20 protein-coding genes and 1 tRNA gene are annotated in these 18,842 nt (G+C 58.4%); 12 read left to right on the top strand and 9 right to left on the bottom strand.

Translation table 11 applies throughout. The annotated features are described in order from the left end of the window. Positions 1 to 11: 11 nt before the first annotated feature. Together F8B91_RS05545 and F8B91_RS05540 are read right to left on the bottom strand one after the other, a co-directional pair. Positions 12 to 1,097 carry a glycosyltransferase family 4 protein gene (locus F8B91_RS05545; protein WP_196502691.1) on the bottom strand — a complete coding sequence of 362 codons (1,086 nt, stop codon included), beginning with the start codon at positions 1,095 to 1,097 and terminating at the stop codon, positions 12 to 14. 8 nt (positions 1,098 to 1,105) lie between these two features. Beyond that, complete coding sequence (locus tag F8B91_RS05540; RefSeq protein ID WP_196502690.1) at positions 1,106 to 1,807, bottom strand: polysaccharide biosynthesis/export family protein; 702 nt, start codon at positions 1,805 to 1,807, stop codon at positions 1,106 to 1,108. Positions 1,808 to 1,948: 141 nt separating this feature from the next. Here F8B91_RS05540 and F8B91_RS05535 point away from each other — a divergent pair, with 141 nt between their 5' ends. Together F8B91_RS05535 and F8B91_RS05530 are read left to right on the top strand one after the other, a co-directional pair. Beyond that, entirely contained in the window at positions 1,949 to 4,279 is a 2,331-nt protein-coding gene (locus F8B91_RS05535) for a GumC family protein (RefSeq protein WP_196502689.1), read from the top strand. 17 nt (positions 4,280 to 4,296) lie between these two features. Continuing rightward, positions 4,297 to 5,349 (top strand): polysaccharide deacetylase family protein, encoded by a 1,053-nt coding sequence (locus F8B91_RS05530; RefSeq protein ID WP_196502688.1) that lies wholly within the window; start codon positions 4,297 to 4,299, stop codon positions 5,347 to 5,349. On the opposite strand, the gene F8B91_RS05525 is transcribed toward F8B91_RS05530, so the two are convergent. Next, positions 5,346 to 5,564 (bottom strand): DUF2842 domain-containing protein, encoded by a 219-nt coding sequence (locus tag F8B91_RS05525; protein WP_196502687.1) that lies wholly within the window; start codon positions 5,562 to 5,564, stop codon positions 5,346 to 5,348. The two genes, F8B91_RS05530 and F8B91_RS05525, sit on opposite strands and share 4 nt — an antisense overlap. Positions 5,565 to 5,632: 68 nt before the next feature. On the opposite strand from F8B91_RS05525, the gene F8B91_RS05520 reads away from it, so the two are divergent. Continuing rightward, positions 5,633 to 6,634, top strand: a complete 1,002-nt coding sequence (locus F8B91_RS05520; RefSeq protein ID WP_196502686.1) for a COX15/CtaA family protein — start codon at positions 5,633 to 5,635, stop codon at positions 6,632 to 6,634. On the opposite strand, the gene F8B91_RS05515 is transcribed toward F8B91_RS05520, so the two are convergent. The 4 genes from F8B91_RS05515 to F8B91_RS05500 are packed head-to-tail and all read right to left on the bottom strand — an operon-like array spanning position 6,623 to position 8,853. Then, positions 6,623 to 7,159 (bottom strand): cytochrome b, encoded by a 537-nt coding sequence (locus tag F8B91_RS05515; protein WP_196502685.1) that lies wholly within the window; start codon positions 7,157 to 7,159, stop codon positions 6,623 to 6,625. The two genes, F8B91_RS05520 and F8B91_RS05515, sit on opposite strands and share 12 nt — an antisense overlap. Before the next feature lie 58 nt (positions 7,160 to 7,217). Beyond that, positions 7,218 to 7,646 carry a CoA-binding protein gene (locus F8B91_RS05510; protein WP_196502684.1) on the bottom strand — a complete coding sequence of 143 codons (429 nt, stop codon included), beginning with the start codon at positions 7,644 to 7,646 and terminating at the stop codon, positions 7,218 to 7,220. Continuing rightward, the gene (locus F8B91_RS05505) at positions 7,643 to 8,071 is read right to left on the bottom strand and encodes a VOC family protein (RefSeq protein ID WP_196502683.1); all 429 of its coding nucleotides are present in this window, start codon (positions 8,069 to 8,071) and stop codon (positions 7,643 to 7,645) included. The genes F8B91_RS05510 and F8B91_RS05505 overlap by 4 nt, the downstream gene beginning before the upstream one ends. Continuing rightward, complete coding sequence (locus tag F8B91_RS05500; protein ID WP_196502682.1) at positions 8,068 to 8,853, bottom strand: hypothetical protein; 786 nt, start codon at positions 8,851 to 8,853, stop codon at positions 8,068 to 8,070. The genes F8B91_RS05505 and F8B91_RS05500 overlap by 4 nt, the downstream gene beginning before the upstream one ends. A gap of 255 nt (positions 8,854 to 9,108) precedes the next feature. Between F8B91_RS05500 and rplM the strand changes: the two genes are divergently transcribed. Then, positions 9,109 to 9,573 carry a 50S ribosomal protein L13 gene (gene rplM, locus F8B91_RS05495; protein ID WP_196502681.1) on the top strand — a complete coding sequence of 155 codons (465 nt, stop codon included), beginning with the start codon at positions 9,109 to 9,111 and terminating at the stop codon, positions 9,571 to 9,573. Between the two features lie 2 nt (positions 9,574 to 9,575). Next, on the top strand, positions 9,576 to 10,064 hold the full coding sequence (rpsI, locus tag F8B91_RS05490; RefSeq protein WP_196502680.1) for a 30S ribosomal protein S9: 489 nt from the start codon (positions 9,576 to 9,578) through the stop codon (positions 10,062 to 10,064). A 58-nt stretch (positions 10,065 to 10,122) separates the two neighbouring features. Here rpsI and F8B91_RS05485 read toward each other — a convergent pair whose 3' ends face one another. Then, complete coding sequence (locus F8B91_RS05485) at positions 10,123 to 11,949, bottom strand: PHA/PHB synthase family protein (RefSeq protein WP_246714971.1); 1,827 nt, start codon at positions 11,947 to 11,949, stop codon at positions 10,123 to 10,125. Positions 11,950 to 12,015: 66 nt separating this feature from the next. On the opposite strand from F8B91_RS05485, the gene F8B91_RS05480 reads away from it, so the two are divergent. The 6 genes from F8B91_RS05480 (at position 12,016) to F8B91_RS05455 (ending at position 17,065) form a co-directional block, all read left to right on the top strand. Continuing rightward, entirely contained in the window at positions 12,016 to 13,323 is a 1,308-nt protein-coding gene (locus F8B91_RS05480; RefSeq protein ID WP_196502679.1) for a homoserine dehydrogenase, read from the top strand. Further along, complete coding sequence (recJ, locus tag F8B91_RS05475) at positions 13,310 to 15,097, top strand: single-stranded-DNA-specific exonuclease RecJ (RefSeq protein WP_196502678.1); 1,788 nt, start codon at positions 13,310 to 13,312, stop codon at positions 15,095 to 15,097. The genes F8B91_RS05480 and recJ overlap by 14 nt, the downstream gene beginning before the upstream one ends. Positions 15,098 to 15,144: 47 nt before the next feature. Continuing rightward, positions 15,145 to 15,219: transfer RNA gene (locus tag F8B91_RS05470), tRNA-Glu, on the top strand. A gap of 217 nt (positions 15,220 to 15,436) precedes the next feature. Continuing rightward, complete coding sequence (locus F8B91_RS05465; protein ID WP_196502677.1) at positions 15,437 to 16,444, top strand: sensor histidine kinase; 1,008 nt, start codon at positions 15,437 to 15,439, stop codon at positions 16,442 to 16,444. Continuing rightward, complete coding sequence (locus F8B91_RS05460; protein ID WP_196502676.1) at positions 16,444 to 16,851, top strand: response regulator; 408 nt, start codon at positions 16,444 to 16,446, stop codon at positions 16,849 to 16,851. The genes F8B91_RS05465 and F8B91_RS05460 overlap by 1 nt, the downstream gene beginning before the upstream one ends. Before the next feature lie 43 nt (positions 16,852 to 16,894). After that, a complete protein-coding gene (locus F8B91_RS05455; RefSeq protein WP_196502675.1) occupies positions 16,895 to 17,065 on the top strand; it encodes a hypothetical protein in 171 nt (56 codons plus the stop codon). Between the two features lie 61 nt (positions 17,066 to 17,126). Here F8B91_RS05455 and F8B91_RS05450 read toward each other — a convergent pair whose 3' ends face one another. After that, positions 17,127 to 17,714: an NADPH-dependent FMN reductase gene (locus tag F8B91_RS05450; RefSeq protein ID WP_196502674.1), complete on the bottom strand. Its 588-nt coding sequence runs from the start codon at positions 17,712 to 17,714 to the stop codon at positions 17,127 to 17,129. Positions 17,715 to 17,888: 174 nt separating this feature from the next. Here F8B91_RS05450 and F8B91_RS05445 point away from each other — a divergent pair, with 174 nt between their 5' ends. Beyond that, positions 17,889 to 18,842: a glycosyltransferase gene (locus F8B91_RS05445; RefSeq protein ID WP_196502673.1), complete on the top strand. Its 954-nt coding sequence runs from the start codon at positions 17,889 to 17,891 to the stop codon at positions 18,840 to 18,842.

The raw sequence follows: 18,842 nt of genomic DNA, 5'->3' as shown, positions 1-18,842 counted from the left end.
GCTGAAACCCTTCAAACATTCAGGCTGGAATAGAATATGCAGATTTTCTCCGCCATGTTTTGCGCACTGAATTTGGTGCTGGCGATTTTCTGCAGTACGGCAGCGGCGTCCATCGTGGCCTTGGGCGCAGCAAGCGCTTGCTTCATCGCGGCGGCCAGGGCGTTCACGTCACCCGGCGGCACCATGCTGGCCGCGGGCAGGGCCTCGGGAATGCCGCCCACATCGCTGGCGATCAGCGGAATCTGTGCCGCCATCGCTTCCAGCACCACATAGGGAAAGCTTTCATGCCGCGACGGCAGGATGAGCACATGGCCAAGCGCCATGGCCTCAGCCATCGGCATGCGGCCGGCAAAGACAGCGCGCCCGCCGAGGTTCAATTCCGCAGCCAGCTTTTCAAAGGAAGCCTGGTCGCGGCCATCACCCACCAGTGTCATCGTAGCGCCATCAATGCTGGCCAACGCGCGCAGCAAGACATCCACCCCTTTGAGGTTGCGCATCTCGCCGACAAACAGAAAGTCCCTGGCATCCTTGGCCAGTTTGCGCGGCTTGAATTCTTCCGGCCACAGGCCGTTGTAGACCACGGCGGATGGGTACGACCCTAGCCCGATCTTGCGGTCAAACAATACTTTTTCAAATTCGCAAACAAACACCGCACCTGTGCCGTGCCGTTTCAACAGGCGTTCGGCTCCAAGAAACGGCGCACCAATCGGGCTCAGCCATTCATAATGAAGACTGCCGCCATGCGGCGTGTAAACGCCTGCGATACCAAGCTTCGGTGCAGCCATCCGTGCGAATACGCCGCCTTTGGCACCGTGCCCATGCAGCACATCGGCCTTCACCAGGCGGGCAAAATCTGTGACTGCCTTGATCGCCCTGAGATCACCCAGCCCCGGCAATGTCGCCACGGGAATACGTGTGATGCCCAGTGTGCATTCGGCACTCATCGCCGCAAGCATGCGTGCCGCACCTTCGCCGCCTGTGCCAGAATCACAGATGATGCCGATTTCGTGGCCCAAGGCGCGTTGCCCGCGCACCAGGTCACGCACATGACGGAACAGCCCGCCAACCGGGCTGCGGAAAACATGGATGATGCGCATCTTGAGTTTTAGAACCAGCGTTCACGCACGGTGATGATGTCACCCGGGAAAATCTGCGTGGCCAGCGGCACCATCGTCGATGTTGTGCCGCGCGCATCGCGCCGCGTCAGCATCACTTTGCCCTTGTCACCGCGCGGCCCGAAGCCGCCGGCAATTGCAATCGCCTGCTGCACGGTGATGCCTGGCTGATAGGCGTAGGAACCACCCGCCGTCACTTCGCCGAGAATGTAGAACGGGCGCAAGGCAACGGCCTGCACCGAAACTTTCGGATCGCGCAGATAGCCCTGGCGCAACTTTCCCACGATCAGCTGTTCGATCTGCGGCGTGGTCATGCCAGCAACGGTTGCTGACTGCACATAAGGCATCGAAATCGCACCGGATGCATCCACTGGGAATTCGCCGGTCAGATCGGGCTCACCCGCCACGCGGATCTGCAGCTTGTCGCCGGCACCAACCTTGTAACCCGTCCCGAATTCATAGGCATTGGCGTGGCCGCGTGTGCCAAAGGGAGGGATCGGGCCATTTTCATTAGCGGCGGGAAGCTGGGTGATTGAAGATACGGTGCCCGGTCCATCGGCCACATCGCCGTTGGCCATCAGGCCCATGCCGCCGGGGGCGGCTTGCGGGCCACCATTCTGCCAATCGTTCACACAGCCTGAAAGCGCCAGGCTGGTGGCCACGAGAACGAGGCTAAGGGCTTGATTACGCATACGGACGCGACTTTCACAAACGATCAGCCTCCTTGCCTAAAGAAATATGGTGAAAAAGACCTTAAGGTACATCCCGAGCGCGAAATTAATCAATTGGTTACCATACCGGCGCGATAACCGGTCCCATCAGTGGGATGAATCATGGCGCGCATATCTGAATCACCATCGCAGATAAATCTGATGGACGTGATCCGAGGCATGTGGCGGTGGAAGCTGCTGCTCATTATGATGCCGCTGATCGGCCTTTTCGTGGGCGAAGGCGTACTGCTGGTCAATAAGCCGTCCTACCAGTCTGAAGCCCAGGTGATCGTGCAAAGCCTGGCCACTCCATTTGACAAGATTTCCAGTGTGGCCGAGCAAAGCGCAGGCGATGCCGGCCCGTCTGACCGTCTGGTGTTCAGCCAGGTCTCGGTGTTGAAGTCGCGTGATCTCGCCGCCCGCGTAGTGGATCAGCTGAGCCTCGATACCAAGCCGGAATACAACACCCAGCTCACCAAACGCAGCCTGGCGGGCACCGCGCTGATCATGCTGGGCTTCAAGGATGATCCCACGCTGTTCCAGCCCAAGGATCTCGCGATCAAGAATTTGACCGGTAAGGTCACGGTATATCCGGTGCCGGATTCAAACGTGATCGGCATCAAGTCCAATTCGGGTGACCCGGAAATCGCCGCCGCGATCGCCAATGCCTTTGCCGAAACCTATGTGCTCTCCACCCATGAAGTGGGCCAAACCGCAACCGACCGGGCCCGCAATTGGCTGAGCCAGCAGATTGATGATCTGCGGACCAAGGTTGCTGCCTCCGAAAACGCAGTTGAAAAATACCGCGCCGACAATGGCCTGCTGAAAGGTGCCAACACCACCATCAGCAAGCAACAGCTCACCGATATTAATGCGCAAATTGCCGTGGCAGATTCTGCCAAGGCCGAAGCCCAAGCGAAGGCCGATGAAATTAACCGTCTTCTGAAGGCCGGTGGCCGACTTGATATTTCGTCCGACGTGCTATCCTCCACTTTGGTCCAGGCCCTGCGCGAGCAGGAAGTGCAGGCCGAGCGCAAGGTGGCCGAACTTTCCGCCACCTATTTGCCGGGCCACCCCAAGATGATTGCGGCGATGAAGGAACTGAACGGCATCAACGCCCAGGTGCGCGCCGAGGCAATGCGTGTGGCGCAAAGTCTGCAGAGCCAGGCCAAGATTGCCGACCAACGCGCTGCGAGCGCCCGCGCCTCGCTCGACAAGTTGAAGACCGATCAAGCCACCGCGAATTTCTCTGATGTGAAATTGCAGGAACTTGACCGTGAGGCCGCAGCCAACCGCACACTGCTGCAGAACATGCTGGCCCGTTATGCCGATGCCAATGCCAGACAGGATGCCAGCCTGCAGCCCGGTTATGCCCGCGTGATCCAGAAGGCCTCGGTGCCATCGGTTCCCTATTTCCCGAAGCCCGGTCCGATCCTCTTGCTCAGCGGCCTCGGTGGTTTGATCATGGGCCTGGGCCTCGCTTTCTTCTTTGAAATTCTGTCAGCCGGCAGCAGCAAGAGTGTCGAAATCGTGCAAGCACCGCGAGCCAGGTCGGCGCCGGTATTGGAAGCGGATGAAGAAGACATGCCAGCTGTTGAGCCACGGCCTGCCCGTGAAACTCATATTCACAGCCACCCCCTCGGCAAGGCGCACGTTGATGATGTCGAAGTGCCACCGTTTGAATTCCCCAACAAGAACCAGCCCGCGGTGGATGCATTAGCAGCCACCGCTACCCAACGCGCTCCGGCCCCGGCAGCAAGCCTGATCGGCTCCATTCCCGGTGCTGTCACCCTGGGTGGTGCTTTCGCCATGCTGGGTGAATTGCGCTTAGGTGGTGCGGAAAGCCTCGATGCAGGTGCCAAGAAGATCGCCAGTATTCTGTCTGCGGTGAAGAATGAAAAGGGCCGCGCAGTCTGCGCCGTGGCTTCAATCGGCAGCCAGGTGCCCAATGCCGCTCTCAGCACCGCCGCCGCCGCGCGTGAACTGGGCCAGCGCGGCGAAAAAGTCATTGCCCTCGATTTCTCGCCCGCCGTGAACAATCTTGAAACCTTGCTCGACGTGCCGCAGGGCCTTGGCCTGATTGAGCTTGTGGCCGGCGATGCTGATTTCACCAAGGTGGTCACGCGGTGCTCATCGATGGGCTTCCACATGATCCGCCTGGGCCAGCCCCGCGGGGCCGAACAGCTGCAGGCCGTGGCCGACAAGCTGCCCTCGTTCCTGAATGCCCTGGGGAAGATCTACGGCTATATCTTCCTGCACGTCGGCGAAGGCGGCCCCAAAACCGTGACGCATATGACCGCTTCGGACGTAGCAGTATTGTTAGCCCCACAAGCCCGCATCCTGGACGCCAAGGCTGCGGCAGCGGGCCTGGAAGAACGCAGCGCTACCCGCGCGCTTGTAATGCGTCTGGAGTCTGAAACCACCCACCGCCCGCTTGCGGCGGTTCCGGCCTGATCGCGTAACAGCTGCGCATGGGCAAGACCGCGATCCTCCGCAGCGCTTTGGATATGATGCATTTTAGCGGCGCGACAGGCATTGTGCGCCGCAGACTCCAGGGCCTGGGCAGCATTTTCTGCCTGCATCAGATTTTGCCCGGTGGCGGCCGCCAAACTGGCTTTGCTCCCAACAGCAAACTGGAATGCGAACCGGAATTCCTCGCCGGCATGATCCGCCTGGCCCGCTCGCGTGGGCTTGAAACGATTTCACTGGCTGATGCAGTCGCGCGCATGCGCAATGGCGACACCAGGCCCTTCGCCGTGTTCACGCTGGATGATGGCTACAAAGATAATCAGCTTTTCGCCCAGCCCGTGTTTGATGCCCTGCAATGCCCTTACACCATATTCGTCGCCCCGCGTATCGTCGAGGGCACCAGTGAATTGTGGTGGCGTTTGCTGGAACTTGTCATCAAGTCCGGGGATCATTTCAAGGCTGAGATTGCAAGGCAGGGTTACAGCCTCGCTACGGCAACCAACGCCGAGAAATGGCAGGCCTTCAACACACTGTTCCCCGTGCTCGAAAATCTCGAGCAGCAAGAACAACGCGTGGTCATCCGCCGACTCTGCGCCGCAGCGAAGGTTGATCCGGATGCCTATTGTCGCAGCGTGGCGATGGATTGGAATGATTTGAAGGCCATCAACCGCGATCCCCTCTGCACCATCGGTGCGCACACCATGAACCATCATGCGGTGGGGCGGATGCACGAGGCTGATGCCTTCTTTGAATTGAACCAGTCCCGCAAGGATATTTCCAAGGCGCTGGATGAAGACATCCTGTTCAACGCTTATCCCTATGGCGATGAGCCCAATGCCATCGCGCGCGATTTCGTGCTGGCGGAAAAGGCGGGATACGCAGCCTCTGTCACCACTCGCAAAGGCGTCATCTTCCCCGGCCATGCGCAGCATCTGCAGGCGCTGCCCCGCATCATGGTGTCCGGCCGGTTCCAGCAATTGCGTTACGTGGATGCAATGATGTCAGGCCTGCCCACGGCGCTGTCCAATAAATTCAGTAAGGTGAATGTGGCTTAGGCGGGATCTGGTTTCGACATCCAGCGGATGATCACCATCACCACCGGCAGCCAGGCCAGACCGGCCAGGATGTAAAAGGCCAGCTCAAACACCACGCCCTTGCCCAAGATGAACACGCCGCCAAACGCCATGGCGACAAGGCAATAGACCATGACAAAGCCGACAGTCAGAAGCGTACCGATGAATTTGCGGGTGCGGATGTTCATGTGCGCCATATAAACCGCCTTCCCCCTGCGGCCAAGAGGCACTTGAAGCGGGGCACTCTTTCCGCGAAACAGCGCCCATGCTGATGCAACAGGCCGCCAAACCCGTCTCGCACTGGGTCACTTCCTGGCTTATTCTCATTGCGCTGATGATCGCCACGATGGTGGTCGTTGGGGGTGCCACGCGCCTCACCGGCAGCGGGCTTTCAATCACGGAATGGAAGCCGATCATGGGCGCCATTCCGCCGCTCAACTCGGCAGATTGGGAACTGGCCTTCTCCAAATACCAGCAGTCCTCGCAGTTCAAGCTGCAGAACAGCGCCATGACGCTGCAGGAATTTGAATTCATCTTCTGGTGGGAATGGGCGCACAGATTATTGGGCCGCCTCATCGGTGTGGTCTTCTTCCTGCCCTTCGTCATTTTTGCTGCATTGAAAATGTTGCCAAAGCGCATCTGGCCGCAACTCATCGGCATCTTCATTCTGGGCGGCCTGCAAGGCGCGCTCGGCTGGTACATGGTGGCTTCCGGACTGGTGGACCGTGTAAGCGTCAGCCAATACCGCCTGGCAGCACATCTCACCCTGGCGGCCATCATCTTCGCTTTTGTGCTGTGGGTGGCCTTCGCGCTCAACCGCCGACATCACCGGCCAAAGTCAGGCGCTGCCTGGTTAGGCTTGTCGCTGGTGCCGCTGATCCTGCTGCAGATAGCGGCGGGCGGCTTCGTCGCGGGCCTTGATGCCGGGCAGGGCTACAACACCTGGCCTCTTATGGAAGGCGCTCTGCTGCCTGCCGGGCTGGGAACCATGCAGCCCTGGTGGGCCAATCTGTTCGAGAATGCCCTCACCGTACAGTTTGATCATCGCCTGCTGGCCTATCTGATCTGCGTGTTGGTGCTGGTGCGGGCTTTCATCGCCCGCAATACTTCATCCTTGGTTCTGTTGGCATTTGTGCTGATCCAGATCGGGCTGGGCATCACCACGCTGCTGCTGCATGTGCCGCTGGATCTGGCACTGCTGCACCAATCCGGCGCGATGGCTTTGCTGGCCGCTTCCGTTTGGAACTTGAGCCGACTAACGCGGTAGCATCCGATTGATCAGGCCGTCGCGGTCAATGAACTGGTGCTTGAGTGCCGCCAGCACATGCAGCGCCAGCAGGCCGATCATCAAATTGGTCATCAGCCCATGTGCTGCGCCCAAAGGCCCAAGCGAAAAATGTGGAACCGTGAACAGCCCAAAGAATGTCAGGCTGGCAAATTCCGGATGCCGCCCGGCGATCTCCTGATCCAGCGCCGCCATGCCACTCAGTGGAATGAGAATCAGCAGCCCATAGAAAATCCAATGTAAGACATGCCCCGCCAAGGCCTGCCAGCGCGGCATGGGCACATCGGGCGGAGGCGGCTTGGCGAAGCGCCAGGCCAGCCTCGCAATCGTCAGGACAAGGATGGAGAAGCCCAGCGAGGCATGAAGTGCGGGATTGGCTGGCGTGCGGCCCCGGATCAGGTCCTCACCCCAGAACAGCATGTAAATGACGACCACGGCCGTCACCCAGTGAAGGATGACGGCCACTGCGCTATACTTCACACTACTTACGTTCCCAGTCGCAGCCATAAAATCTCCTGTCAGATGATAAGACGGTCCTGTGCGGCCATTCCGTCCCGAAAAAATATCAAATATGCAGGCGCGGGATTTCGATGGCCGGGCATCGGTTCATCACCACCTTGATGCTCTTGGCCTGGGCTAGCGCCGCCGCCGCGGTATCCGAAACGCCCAGCTGCATCCAGATCACCTTGGGCAAGGTTGCCAGCGCCAGCACTTCGTCGACCAGTTTCGGCACTTCGCTGCTGTTGCGGAACACATCCACCATATCGACCGGATGCGGCAGATCGGCCAGCGTAGCCACGACCGTCTTGCCGTGGATTTGCTGCCCCGCAAGGCCGGGATTGACCGGCACCACATCATAGCCGCGCCCCAGCAGAAAGCGCATCACGCCGTAGGATGGCCGCTCCGGCTTTGGTGATGCACCCACCAAGGCAATGGTTTTCACCGAGGTCAGAATGCCACGGATATAATCGTCGTCATAGGAAGCATGGTTCATGGCAACACCAGCGCGCCTTGCGCGTCAAAAGGGAAGAACGGATTATGCGCCACTTCCCAGAGATTATCTTCAGGGTCCGCGAAGTAGCCGGAATACCCACCCCAGAACACTTTCTCTGCCGGCTTCAGGATTTTCGCACCCGCCTTGCGGGCCAGTTCCAGCCCGGCATCAACTTCAGCTTCCGAAGCGCAGTTCCAGGCCAGCGAGCTGCCCTTGAAGCGATTCTGTTTCTCGAAAGGAAGATGCGCATCCTCGGCCAAGGCCTCTTGCCCAAACAGGCCCAGTACAACGGGCCCAAGCTGAAAGAAACTCACGCTTTCATTGCCAGCAGAAGAGGCTTTGAGCCCCAGCCTTTCATAGAAAGCACGTTGGGCAACCAAATCCTTCACGCCCAAGGTGATGAGCGTAATACGTGGGCCGCTCACTCTTCGGTGGTCTCGAGCAGCTTGATCTTCTCGCCGTAAGCCTTGTCCTTCATCACGTCCTGGATGATCTTGGTATTGTTCTCGGACGGCAGCGAGGCCTGCAGCGACTTGATGGTGCGGTCCTTCATGTCCTGTGCCATGTCGGTGCTTTTCTGCACATCCTCGATCTGCTGCTTGATGTCGGCGGTCTGGTCATCAAGAAGATTGTTATAGGCAATGCTGACCGAGGTGACGGCGATGTTCCACTCGTTCACCGAAGTAAAGCCAAAGGACTTGATGTCGGTTTCGAACTGCTTTCCCTTCGGGTCCTTGTCCACGAAATCCTGCAAGTCTGAATAGTCTTCCAGCGGCGAGTCCTGATACTTGTCGTGCACCAACTGATAGCCATCAATGGCTTTCTTGGCCATGTCGGCATTGAGCTCGACGGTCTGAACGTCGGGGATTTCACCGATCGACACATCGCCTTCACCATTCTCGTCACCGGCATTGGGATCATCGGTGGCAGGTGCGGTCGCATCAGGCGCAGGGGCTGTCGTAGTAGCATCGGGTGCTGGCGCAGGAGCAGGGGCTGTCGTAGTCGCATCTGGCGTCTTGGGAGGCTCGGTGGTCTTCGGCGCCTCGGGAGTCGTCGCCGGCGTTGTGGCAGGTGCGGTTGCCGTTGTGCCCGCTTTGGGATCAGGCGTTGTGGTTGTCGTTGCCTGTTGTGCCACGGCGGCACCTCCGGCGACCACAAACAGTGCCAGCACGGATGTGAAGACAGGTGACAAAAGCTTGACGCGCATGAAAAACCTCGTGGATACAGCCAAATTACGGCAAGGGCTTCGATTCATCCAGCAAATTGTGATTGTCTTGTGGCGTGGTGATGTCTTTCACGTCAATGTGGTATTATAAAACCACACAAGAAATAAGCACTGAAACACCATATTTTCTTGACACTCACTGACGCAATACCTATTCACCGGCTCAACAGCGCCCCATCAAACGGGCGCTTTCGTTTGAACTATGTCGTTACTTTAACCTTTGGATCACAGACAGCCATGAAGACTTACTCGGCGAAAGCCAGTGAAATTCAAAAGCAGTGGGTTTTGATCGACGCTGAGGGTTTGGTTGTGGGGCGCCTTGCCGCCATCATTGCCAACCGTTTGCGCGGCAAGCACAAGCCCACCTTTACGCCGCATATGGATTGTGGTGACAACATCATCGTCATCAACTGCGAAAAGATTGCCTTCACCGGCAAGAAGCGCGACCAGAAGCCGTATTACTGGCACACAGGCTTCCCGGGCGGCATCAAGGAACGTACTGCCAAGCAGTTCCTCGACGGCAAGCGCCCAGAGCGCGTGCTCGAACTCGCCGTGCAGCGCATGCTGCCGGGTGCTTCGCTGAAGCGCCAGCAGATGACCAATCTGCGCATTTTCAAGGGCCCAACGCATACCCATGAAGCGCAGAACCCGGTCGTGCTCGACATCAAGGCAATGAACCCGAAGAACGTGGTCAGGGGATAACAATGGCTGAAGCAACAACACTCGCCGATCTCGGCAAAGCCATGGGCGTGGCTTCATCGCCGGCAGCCGCCGTCGTGGCCGATGCCAAGCCGAAGCTGGATGCCAAGGGCCGTGCCTATGCCACGGGCCGCCGCAAGAACGCGATTGCTCGCGTCTGGATCAAGCGCGGCAAAGGCAAGATCACTGTCAATGGCAAGCCGATCGAGACGTATTTTGCCCGTCCCGTTCTGCGCATGCTCGTGCAGCAGCCTGCGATCTCGGTCAACCGCAACACGGAATTCGACGTTGATTGCACCGTTGTCGGTGGCGGCCTCTCCGGCCAGGCCGGCGCTGTGCGTCACGGCATCGCCCGCGCGCTCTGCAATTTCGAACCGCCGCTGCGCCCCGCGCTGAAGAAGGGCTCCTTCCTCACCCGGGACAGCCGCGCCGTGGAACGCAAGAAGTATGGCCGTGCAAAGGCACGTCGCCGCTTCCAGTTCTCGAAGCGCTAATTCGGGATACAAATTTTACGGAAAAGGGCCGCTGCAAAGCGGCCCTTTTTGTTTGTGGCTACTCGCCCTTGGCCTTCACATATTCGCCCGGCGCATCACCCAGTGCGGGCAGGGCGCCTTCACCCGGCACCAGCGCCTTTACTTTGGCGCCACTCTTAGGCCCGACCCATTCGAGCCAATCCGGCCACCAGGAGCCTGCAGTTTCTTTCGCGCCAGCCATCCATTCTTCCAGCGTGTCGGCATGGGTCTCGTTGGTCCAATGCTGATACTTATTGGCAGCGGGTGGATTGACCACCCCGGCAATATGCCCGGAACCTGAAACCACTAGCTTCACCGGCCCGCCGAAATGCTCTTGCAGTCGGAACACGGAAGGAAGGGGCGCGATGTGATCATCGCGCGCCGCGAGATTGTAGATCGGGATCTTCACCTTGCTCAGGTCAATCCGCGTATTTTCTAGCACCATGTTGCCATGGCTCAGGCGGTTGTTGAGATAGCATTCGCGCAGATAGAACGAATGCACGCCCGCCGGCATGCGCGTTGAATCGCTGTTCCAGTACAGAAGATCAAACGGCATCGGGTCTTTGCCGAGGAGGTAGTTGTTCACCACGCAAGACCAGATCAGATCATTGGAGCGCAACAGGTTGAAGGCATCGGCCATGCGCGAACCGGGCAGATAGCCCTTGTCCTCCATCCGGCCTTCGATCCATTTCACCTGCTCTTCATCGACATAGACGCAGAGATCGCCGGCCTTTTCAAAATCCACCTGGGTGGTGAAGAAGGTGGCGGCATTGACGCGCGCATCATTCTTCGCCGCCATATAGCCAAGTGCGGCCGAAACCAGCGTGCCGCCAATGCAGAAGCCAACAGTGTTGACCTTCTTGGCGCCAGAAGCTTTCAGTGCAGCATCAACCGCGGTGAGGAATCCTTCGCGCATATAATCCGAGAAACTCTTGCGCCCCTGCGCTTCGGAGGCGTTGATCCAGGACACCATAAAAACGGTAATTCCGTTTTCAACACAATATTTTACGAAGCTCTTCTGCGGATTGAGATCAAGAATGTAAAACTTGTTGATCCAGGGCGGCACGATCAGCAACGGAATTTCGTAAACCTGCTCAGTGGATGGCGAATATTGAATCAGCTCGAATACATCATTGCGGAACACCACCTTGCCAGGCGAAAGCGCTAGATCACGGCCCACTTCGAAAGCGTTCTTGTCGGTCTGGGTGATGCGCAACCGGCCGTCGGGCGATCTGAAATCAGCTTCCAGCTTGTCCATACCGCGCAGTAGGTTCTGCCCGTTGCTGGCCAGCGTGGCCTTCAGCACTTCCGGATTTGAAATCGGGAAGTTGGAAGGTGAAAACGCGTTGACGATCTGCTCCACATAGAATTTCGCCTTGAGCTTTGTGTGCTCATCAAGCTCCGCCCCCGCCACCATGTCCTGCATCCATTTGGCGGAAATCAGATAGGCCTGCTTCATGAAATCAAAGACCGAGTTTTCTTGCCAGTCCCTGTCCTTGAACCGCTTGTCGGAGCGCGATGGCGCAATCATCGGCGCGATCTGCTGGCCCAGCGCCTTGGCCCATGAAGCGTGCCACAGCATGGTCAGGCTCTGCCACAGCTGCATCTGAGCGGCCATCATCCGGGCCGGGTTTTCCTTGTAGTATTCGTAAACCTCACCCAGCGTCTTGGCCACTTGTTCCATCGGCAGGATCTGGATTTCTGATTCCCTTTGCTGCAGGTCCGGCCGCGCCGCGATGGCGCCAAAAAGCTCCGCCCCGCGCTCGAACACTTTCGTCATGTTCTGCGCCAGTTGCAGCATGTCCGGCAGCTTGAATTCGTTAACAGGTGGCTTCTGGTCGCTCATGCCCATGAATATAACACTCAATTCTGAAGATTTCACCGGGTGACGCTTTCTGGACAAATCAGGGTGAAGCCGCCATAAGCCCCCGTTATGACAAACGCTTTGAGATTGGGCATTGCAGGCCTGGGCACCGTGGGCACCGGCGTGCTGGATATGCTCTCTACCCATGCCGCCTTGCTGGCTGAACGCGGCGGCAAGCCCGTATCAGTCACCGCCGTTTCGGCACGCTCCAAGGGCAAGCCGCGCGGCAACCATGATCTGTCGAAGCTCGAATGGCACGATGATCCGGTGGCGCTGGCAAATTCCGCCAACATCGATGTGTTCATCGAACTGATCGGCGGCGATGAAGGCCCGGCCCGCAAAGCGGTTGAAGCTGCCATCGCCGCAGGCAAGCATGTCATCACTGCCAACAAGGCCTTGCTGGCCAAACATGGCACGGCGCTGGCCCGCGCCGCCGAAGCCAAGGGCGTGGCGCTGAATTACGAAGCGGCTGTGGCTGGCGGCATCCCTGCCATCAAGGTGGTGCGTGAAGGTCTCGCGGGCAATGCGCCGCGCAAAGTCTTCGGCATCATGAACGGCACTTGCAATTACATCCTCACCAAGATGGGCAATGAAGGCCGCAGCTTCGCCGAGGTGCTCAAGGAAGCCCAGGCGTTGGGCTATGCTGAGGCTGACCCGACTTTTGACGTGGGCGGTTTCGATACGGCGCACAAGCTGGCCGTTCTCACCGCGCTGACATTCGGCACGGAAGTCAATCTTGATGCCATCACCATCGAAGGCATTGAAAATGTCACGCTGGAAGATATCCGCAACGCTGCTCAGCTGGGTTACAAGATCAAGCTGCTGGGCGTTGCGGTGCGTCATGACAGCGGCATCGAGCAGCGCGTGCATCCGACTTTGGTGCCCAAGGGCTCGCCGGTCTCCGATACCGATGGCGTATTCAATGCCGTGGTGGTCGAAGGTGATTTCGCCGGTGACCTGCTGCTGGAAGGCCGGGGTGCCGGTGCGCATCCCACGGCTTCAGCTGTTCTGTCTGACATTGTCGATATCGCACGCGGCAACATGCGCCCGGCCTTCGGTGTTCCTGCTGCAAGCCTGAAGAAATACCAGCGCGCGCCGGAACAGGCGCATCGTGGCGGCTTCTATGTGGCCTTGCAGCTGCATGACAAGCCGGGTGCGGTGGCGGCCATTGCCTCCATCCTGGCCGAAGAAGGCATCTCGCTCGAAAGCATCGTGCAGCGCGGCAAGACCGATCACAGTACCGAACGCGATACGGCGCAATTCATCCTGATCACGCATGACACGCTGGAACCTTCGATCCGCAAGGCGATGGGCAAGATCGCAACGGGCGGCTTTGTGGCCGATGCCCCCCGGGTGATCCGCATTGCCCGCATCTGACGACGCGTTTCTGAACATCACCCGCTCGGCCAAGGGCCAGCGCTGGGAATCGCGCCTGAAGGACCAGCGCCTGGCCCAGGCGATCGCCGAAAAGCATGACCTGCCGGAAATCCTCGGCCGTGTCATGGCGGCGCGCGGCGTGGCGGTGGAAGACGTCGAAGCCTATCTCAACCCCACCATCCGTGGCCTGATGCCCAAGCCGTCTGATCTGATGGATATGGAGAAGGGTGCTTTGCGCCTGGCCGAAGCGATCATCGCCAAGGAAAAAATCGGCATCATCAGCGACTATGATGTGGACGGTGTCACATCAGCCGCACTGCTGCTGCGCTTCCTGCGCGCCGTCGGCCACGACGCCATCACCTACTTGCCGGACAGGCTCACCGAAGGCTACGGCCCCAGCGAAAAAGCCGTGGCCAGCCTGAAAGAGCAGGGTACCGAAATGCTGCTCACGCTGGATTGCGGCGTGCTCTCGCATGATCCGCTGGCCCATGCCGCAGACCTTGGCCTCACCACCATCATCATCGACCATCACCAAGCGGGCGTGGAACTGCCCCATGCCTGGGCGGTGATCAACCCGAACCGGCAGGATGATATGTCGGGCCAGGGCCATCTCTGCGCCTGCGGCATCGTCTTCCTTGTCATCGCCACCACCAACAAGATCCTGCGCGAGAAGCGCTTCTATGCCGAAGGGCAGGAGCCCAATCTGCTGCAATGGCTGGATCTCGTGGCATTGGCCACCATTGCAGACGTGGTGCCACTCAAGGGCCTGAACCGCGCTTACGTCACCCAAGGCTTGAAGGTGATGGCGCGACGCGACAATCTGGGTATCGCCGCTCTATGCGATGTAGGCGGCGTAAAGCGCCGGCCTGATGCCTACGCCCTGGGCTTCATCCTCGGGCCGCGTATCAACGCTGCAGGCCGTGTCGGCCATGCCGATGAAGCACTGGCGCTGCTCACCACAACAGACAAGGGCGATGCCGCAGCCCTCGCGCATCACCTGAACGAAATGAACCGCCACCGCCAGGCGGTGGAACTGCGCGTGGTCGACGAAGCCGTGGCGCAAGCCGAACTCGCTTTGGGCGCAGAGAGGCAGGCATCCGCTCTCGTGGTGGCCGCAGAAAACTGGCATCCCGGCGTGGTCGGCCTCGCCGCCTCGCGCCTGAAGGATCGTTACGGCGTGCCATCGCTGGTGCTGGCCCTCAACAAGATCACTATGCTGGCCACAGGTTCAGGCCGCTCGATTGCCGGAGTCGATCTCGGCAAGGCCGTGCGCGCCGCGCTCGAAGCGGGCCACATCACCAAAGGCGGCGGCCACGCCATGGCTGCGGGCATGACGCTAGAGATCGAAAAACTCGCAGCCCTGCGCCAATTCATGGAGCAATATCTCTCGTCAGCAGTGGAAGCCAACCGCACCCGCTCATTGCTGGTCGATGGCGCCTTGTCCGCTAGCGGCGCCACGCTTGATCTCATCGAACTGCTGGAACAAGCCGGGCCCTATGGCGCCGCCAATCCATCGCCGCTCTTCGTCTTCCCGGCACACAAGATCACCTATGCCGACCGGGCCGGAACAGACCATGTGCGCTGCACCTTGGTGGCGGGTGATGGCACAAGGTTGAAAGCCATTGCATTCAGGGCCTTGGGCACCGAATTGGGCGAGTTGCTTCTGTCCGAACGCCAGCACCCGATCCATGTGGCAGGCCGCCTGGTGGCTGACGAATGGGGCGCAAAACGTGTGCCCGCCTTGCAAATCGAGGATGCCGCTCTCATGGTTTGAGAGCACTTGCAATATCGTCCGAACTTATCTAAGCACCGCTCCGAAACGCGCCCTTCGTCTATCGGTTAGGACGACAGCCTTTCACGTTGTAAAGACGGGTTCGACTCCCGTAGGGCGCGCCAATCTGCATAATTTTTTGTTCTATTCGAACACCTTACAATTAATTTTGCGATGGTTGGAACTATTCCAGCACTCGCGCGTTTGCGTTCTGTGCGCGATGCACAATATTTCTCGGTCACTTTCCGGTTGACCGCTTTCGCCTAACCCGTTCCGGCGAAAGAAAGCTTAGCTTTGGCCACCCCAACAGATACTCGCTCACTCGCAACAGGACTCAGCCTGATGTTAGCGGTGATTGGTGCATCAAATGCCCCCGTGGTCTTGCTTGATGGCAGTTTGAACATTATCGCGGCCAGCACCTCGTTCTGTGATGCCTTTAAGATTGATCCGTCAACTGTTCCGGGGAAGAAGTTTTCGTCTCTGGGCAGCGGCGAATGGGACAATCCACAACTCAATGCGCTCCTTGAAGCCACGGCTTCGGGTGCAGCAGATGTGGATGCGTACGAGTTCATCCTGAATCGTGAAGGACAGGATCAAAGGTTTCTCGTTCTCAATGCCCGCAAATTGGAATACGAAGACAAGGGCCAAACCCGGCTGCTGCTGGCGGCAGCGGATGTCACCGAAGCGCGCGCCACTGACAAGCTCAAGGACAACCTGCTGCTCGAAAAAGCCGTCCTCTTGAGCGAAGTGCAGCACCGCGTTGCCAACAGCCTTCAGATTATCGCCAGCATCCTTTTGCAAAGCGCCCGACGCGTGCCGAATGATGAAACCCGGGGGCACCTTAAAGACGCGCACAGCAGGCTGATGTCCATTGCGGCGGTGCAACGGCAGCTTGCTGCTTCAACCCAAGGGCAAGTTGAACTTCGTACCTATTTTGCGCAGCTTTGTAAGAGTCTTGCGGCATCGATGATCCCTGATGACCAGGTACTTTCAATCGAAGTAGAAGTTGACGACGCTGTCACCAGCGCCAAGGAATCCGTGAGTCTGGGGTTGATCGTGACAGAATTGGTGATCAATGCACTCAAACATGCATTCCCCGGCAATCGCACGGGAAAAATCGTCGTAGATTATAAGGCGAAGGGCGAAGACTGGACTTTGTTGGTCAGCGATAATGGAGTGGGGATGCCGCCCGCTTCAGACAATCCCAAACCGGGCCTCGGCACCAACATCGTAGAGGCTCTTGCAAAGAGTTTGGAGGCTGAAGTTCAGGTCGCCAGCGCAAATCCCGGCACCGCCATCTCGATTATCCATGTGCAAGTTGCTGCCGCTCCAGTGGCCAGGATTGTCTGATGATTTTAAGTAGAGCGGTTGTTTTGGTGGTCGAAGATAATGCACTCATCAGGCTCAGCGCCATGGACTTGGTCGTCACCGCCGGCTTTGAAGCAGTTGAGGCTCAAAATGCTGATGAAGCCATCCGCATTCTCGAAGCCCGGACGGATATTCGCCTGGTATTCACCGATGTTGAAATGCCCGGCAGCATGGATGGCGTGAAACTTGTGCATTACATTCGAAACCGCTGGCCCCGCATATTCCTGATCGTTGCGTCGGGCCGGGCGATAATCGAAGAAAGCCAGCTTCCGACCGGTTCGCGATTTTTTACAAAACCCTACAACGATCATACCATCGTCGAAGAGATGACCAGGATGCTGGTCGCCATTGACCCAGAGCTTGGCGAACCGGGAAGTATCAGCCACTGACTTGCGCACTGGGCACGATGAATCAGTTGAATTGGAGCCAGACTTGGAATCGCACAGCAAGCGAATCGTAAAACTAGTTGAGGATCCTGAAGTTCCAGGCCACTACCGCGTTGAAATTTGGATTGGGGATGAACTCGAACTTGTCTTCAATTTTGACAATAAGCTGGAAGCGGAAAAGCGTTTCGACCAAGAACAGCAAATGCGGGGATTTTAGCCGGGGCTGTTAGGTTGAGTGATGCCTCGCCCTCACGGGCGAAGCATGATGCGTAGTTGTATCAGGCCTTGGCGGCCTTGGTGGCATTGGCCCACCAGACAAGGTCGTCCAGCGCAGCCTTGGCACCAGGCAGCAGATTGGCTTCAATGTCTTCCATCGATTTCTTGCCGCCGAAACCCGGATGCACGGCCATCAGATCGCCGCCCGCAACATGCACAGCCGAGCGCGTCGGTACCATCTGCAGTTCCACACCAATCGTGCGCAGATGCTCCAGCGCGCGCGCGCCGCCGACGCCACCATAGGCGATGGCGGTGAAGGGCTTGCGATTCCATTCCTTGTAGGCTTGGTCCAGCGCATTCTTCAAAGCACCGGTGATCGAACGGTTATATTCGGCAACCACGAAAATATAGCCATCATACTTGCCGATGGTTTCCTGCCAGCGCACGGCTTCGGGGTTCTTGCTGGGCATCCAGAGGTTGGACGCCATTTCATCAAAGAACGGCAGTTTGAAATCGCGCAGATCGATCAGATCGACTTCCATGTCGCTGCGGGCTTTTGCCTGTTTCAGCATCCACTGTGCCGGGATATCGGCAAAGCGGGTCGGGCGGGTGGAGCCGATGATAAGAGCGATTTTTGGCTTGGTGGTCATGAGAACCTCATTGGGGGTGGTTTTTTCAATTTCACCCGCTTACAGGAGTCTCGGAACACAGCCAGAAGGCACGTTGGCCATACTAGCTAACAGGGAGAATACCGTGCTATATTTGAACTGCGCTGGCCGTGGGCACGCGTGCCGGGGCAGCATTTTAATTCAGGTTTTTCAAGCGTGATCGACGCCAATCACTCTATCATCGTGGTCACGCCTGTATTCGAAGATGCCGAAGCCAGCACTAGGCTTTTTCAGGAGCTGGCGCAGCAATTCGGACCACGTGTTTATGTGGTGGCCGTCGACGATGGTTCAGTGCGTCAGCCCGTCCAGATCAGCGCGCTGCAGGCGGCTGGCCTGCAAGGTGCGGTTGTTCGGCTCCGGCGCAATGTGGGCCACCAGCGCGCCATTGCGATTGGCTTGGGCCATGTATCCGAATTCATTCAACCGCATCAGCGTGTAGTGGTGATGGACTCTGATGGCGAGGATTTGCCATCATCGGTTCCGGCCTTGTTGGCCGAGCTGGAAAAACCAGATCACGATATCGTCGTGGCCAGCCGCCGCAGCCGCGTGGAAACCTGGCGCTTCAAGCTGTTCTACATCCTGTACAAGCAGCTGTTCAGCGTGATGACTGGGCGCAATGTCAGCTTCGGCAATTTCATGGCGATGAAGGCCAGTGCTGCCATTCGCCTTGTAGCCATGCAGGAACTTTCGATTCATCTGGCTGGTGCTGTTCTGGTGTCAAAGCTCCGCACCGCGATCTGTGCGCTGGACCGCGGGCCACGTTATGCTGGGCGCTCGAAGATGAACTTCGTCGGCCTCGTGCTGCATGGCTTCAAAGGGCTGATGGTGTTTGCCGAAGACGTGCTGGTGCGTGTCGGCATTGCCTGCGCCTGCATCGGCGCTTTTGCAATCTTTGGCGTATGCCTCGCCATTGTTCTCAAATTGCTGGGCTTTTCCACACCCGGCTGGTTCTCGATTGCGCTGGGCGTATTGCTGCTGATCTTCCTGCAAACAGGTGCGCTGGCCTTGATGACACTGATGCTCACCGGCGTAGTCCGTGGCGGCACGGTCACCACGCAAGTGGCCTATCATCACTTCATCGATGAGGTGATCGAGACGAAGGGGGCGTGA

The sequence above is a fragment of the Aestuariivirga litoralis genome, assembly GCF_015714715.1.
Classification (GTDB): domain Bacteria; phylum Pseudomonadota; class Alphaproteobacteria; order Rhizobiales; family Aestuariivirgaceae; genus Aestuariivirga; species Aestuariivirga litoralis_A.
Note: the sequence above shows the minus strand (reverse complement) of the source record. Positions and strands in the feature narration are given on the sequence as shown.